The 2924-nt window shown below is 59.9% G+C and carries 4 protein-coding genes and 1 pseudogene; 2 read left to right on the top strand and 3 right to left on the bottom strand.

Going from position 1 to position 2924, the window contains the following annotated elements; translation table 11 throughout:
* Positions 1 to 302 (top strand): aldehyde dehydrogenase family protein (locus NKH97_RS33125; protein ID WP_352799959.1); only part of this gene is annotated, 302 nt, incomplete at its 5' end.
* A 77-nt stretch (positions 303 to 379) separates the two neighbouring features.
* On the opposite strand, the gene NKH97_RS33120 is transcribed toward NKH97_RS33125, so the two are convergent.
* From NKH97_RS33120 to NKH97_RS33110, 3 genes are read right to left on the bottom strand one after another with little or no spacing between them, the layout of a single operon-like run.
* The gene (locus NKH97_RS33120; protein WP_352799956.1) at positions 380 to 799 is read right to left on the bottom strand and encodes a Fic family protein; all 420 of its coding nucleotides are present in this window, start codon (positions 797 to 799) and stop codon (positions 380 to 382) included.
* A 23-nt stretch (positions 800 to 822) separates the two neighbouring features.
* Positions 823 to 1275 (bottom strand): Fic family protein, encoded by a 453-nt coding sequence (locus NKH97_RS33115; protein WP_352799954.1) that lies wholly within the window; start codon positions 1273 to 1275, stop codon positions 823 to 825.
* The gene (locus NKH97_RS33110; RefSeq protein WP_245271846.1) at positions 1215 to 1520 is read right to left on the bottom strand and encodes a hypothetical protein; all 306 of its coding nucleotides are present in this window, start codon (positions 1518 to 1520) and stop codon (positions 1215 to 1217) included. The genes NKH97_RS33115 and NKH97_RS33110 overlap by 61 nt, the downstream gene beginning before the upstream one ends.
* 1049 nt (positions 1521 to 2569) lie before the next feature.
* Here NKH97_RS33110 and NKH97_RS33105 point away from each other — a divergent pair.
* Positions 2570 to 2924 (top strand): annotated as a pseudogene (locus NKH97_RS33105) (coproporphyrinogen III oxidase); the annotation flags it as partial.

The raw sequence follows: 2924 nt of genomic DNA, 5'->3' as shown, positions 1-2924 counted from the left end.
AGACCGAAGAGGAGGCGATAGCACTCGCCAACGACACCGAATTCGGCCTCGCCTGCTATTTCTACACCGGCGATCTCGGCCGCGCTTTCCGCGTCATGGAAGGGCTGAAGTACGGCATGGTCGGCGTCAATGAAGGCCTCATCACCACGCCGGAGGCGCCGTTCGGCGGCGTCAAGGAATCCGGCCTCGGCAAGGAAGGCGGACATCAGGGCATCGAGGATTACCTCGACACCAAATATGTCTGCATCGGCGGCCTCGGCTCTAGTGCGCCGGCTTTTCCCGCGTCTCAGAACGCGGAATGACGAACCCGCGGGTGATCCGGTGAAAATCTTTCCGGTTCCGAGGAGAAGTGACCTAAGATCGTGAGCGCCCTATGCTCTTACGTTTCCGGAAAAAGCTTCGGAAACAGCGCGTCCAGAGCGTCCGCCGGAAAGCGTAGGGACACTGGGCCCTTTGGCGTTTCCGACGCCAATAGTCCGAGCGCGATTACGTCATTGAACACTCGACGCGCCGTACGTTCGGGTAGTCCGCTAATACGGGATGCCTCGCCGCGGTCAGCCTCACCGCGCGTGAGCGCTTCCTCCACGAGGCGGCCGGCTTCGGGCTTCAGACCACTGCGCTCCACATGCCGATACAGCCGCTTGGCCAACGTGTCGAGATCGAACAGTCCGGTCATGAAGCTCACCTGATCGATACACGCCTGCAGGAACCATAAGGTAAAATCGCCGAGTGCGCGTTCGGAGAGGTTGCCACGTCCGTCGAGATCACCCTGGCGGGGCATATCGGCATGATCCATCATGCTCTTGTAATCCGTTCGGCTTTTCACGCCACGTGCCAAGCCTCGTGAGATCGACCACAGCCCGTGCGCGGCGACCCCGGCCTGAGGGCCATGGCGTGGCTCATCAATCGGCTGGCGCGTCCGTTTCCGTCCGGAAACGGGTGAATGTAGTTGAAGCGGTGATGCGCGGCAGGAATGGTCAGGATGCGTCCGGCCTTGCCCAGCTTATCGAAGCGATAACGCATGGCAAAGTATTGCATGAAATCGTTGACGCGATCGCTCGAAGGCGGTTCATGCCGGCCGATGGCGACGTCATGCTCTGGCTTCGATCGCCACTCACCTGGCGCCATGACGAACTCACGGCCGGCACCCTTGATGGTCAGCATGGGCGCTTCGGCATCGCGATAGAATTCCGCGTGCAGCCATCGAAGAAAACCTACCGATGCCGGTTCCGGCAACTGCCCATCGGCAGCCAGGCGGTCGATCTCGGCTTGCACGCGAACGTGCGCGGCCGCCTCGAGCTGCAGATTGCGGCGGTTCTCGTCTCGATCGAAATTCCGACCAGCGCCCGTTCGATGTCGCGCGGGCGCGTATCGTGGCCTTCGATCAGGTTGCTGTAGTAGGTGTTCATGATGCGCACGAGATGGGCGAGGTTGGCTGCGGTACGCGAGTGCAGGCTTTTGCCCAAAACAGCCGACGTCGCCAGGCTTGGACACAAATCGATGCTGCCGATGATGATCATGGCCGATGTTCGGCAGGCCTATCGTACTGACAACTATGCACAAACCGTAATTGGGGGAGCCATCTGGCCGATGCTTTGGCCGATCTATGACGATCGGCCGGACTCAGACAGGTTCGAGGTGGAAAACAGGCAGCTTTAGACATGGTTCTGCCTCGGCCAGCGCAAGATTCGCCTGGAGCTTCGCTTATGCTGTGTGAGCTTGTTCTCTCGCGCCCGAATTCCCCATGGATGGCCCAAAAGCAGGCGATCCATTTGTCATTTTTAAGTGCGTCGGACTGCCAGTTGATCGCGTTCTGACCCGACTGGGAGTTCAAGTTTGACCTGAAACTGACCGGGTGCTGGATGGCAGGCTTCATCCCCACCGGTCTGATATGAAACAACGTCCGGCCCCGAAGGCTAGGCTGCAATCTCGTATGGCTTCTATGCGCCGTTCTCTTGGAGCGTGTTGCGGGCTTGGTCTGCTCAACCTCGGAGCTCAACGCTTCACGGCGTTAGGATGAGCGTTCGAGGCGCAGGATTACTGCCGACACTGCTCTTCTTGTTCGCATTGGGCAGTTCCCGTTGGAAGCTTCCATCTTGCCGACTGCTGAGTTTGGAGTCGCCGTAGCTGTGAAATCGGAAAGAAGCCCATAGGCAACGTTTGCCGCGACGCTACTGAGAGCTGGTCACCGGGAGAGCCGAAGGTAGAACGAAGTTGTCTCGTTGAGCTTGTATGTGGCGCTCAGCATAGAAGGCCCAGTTCCCACCCCAAGGCTTATACAAACCGCCACCGTTTGCGCCGATCGCGTTCATGGCCTCGTCCTTTTGGCAGAGATCACCACGGTCGCTAGCTGGCGAGCAAAGTCCGTCCCAGCGCTGCATTATCTCGTCGGATCCGGCAAGCTGGCAGAATTTCCCAGGCGGAGCTGACGGGGAGGGATGGTGGGAATAAAACGGTGCGCGTGAGGTCTCGGCGGGAACAGCCAAGACATCTAAGCGGAACGGACTGGCATAACGCAAAGACACAGGCGAGCTCAGCGGCAAGGTGGTTTGTTATCACCATGGGACGCCTGCCGCGTCAAACGGTGGTGTCGTGGGTCGAGACGGCGAGGGCAGCGGTCGCCATGCGCCCCGACCGGCTTGCCTTGTTCGGCTACTCGCATATCCCATCCCAAATAAAGAACCAGCGCCTCATTGAGGCGGAATTTCTTCCCCACAGCGCTGCCCGCGCTGAACAGCATGCGGCTGTCGCGGTGACGCTGGTTGCCGCCGGCTACCGAGAGATCGGGCTCGACCATTTCGCCTTGCCGCACGACGAGCTCGCGCTGGCACAGGAAACAGGTCGCCTGCGACGTAACTCGTTGGGCTACTCTGCCGATACCTGCAGAACCCTGATCGGTTTCGGCGCGTCGGCTATCGGCCGCA

Origin of the sequence: Mesorhizobium sp. M0870 (genome assembly GCF_040319775.1) — a bacterium.
GTDB lineage: Bacteria > Pseudomonadota > Alphaproteobacteria > Rhizobiales > Rhizobiaceae > Mesorhizobium.
The sequence above is the reverse complement of the archived record's forward strand: the minus strand, read 5'-3'. Positions and strand labels throughout refer to the sequence as shown.

What these genes read in the sequence shown, in the direction of transcription:
- NKH97_RS33110 (WP_245271846.1), bottom strand. Translation starts at nt 1,520, where the DNA reads ATGATCATCATCGGCAGCATCGATTTGTGTCCAAGCCTGGCGACGTCG.
- NKH97_RS33120 (WP_352799956.1), bottom strand. Translation starts at nt 799, where the DNA reads ATGATGGATCATGCCGATATGCCCCGCCAGGGTGATCTCGACGGACGT.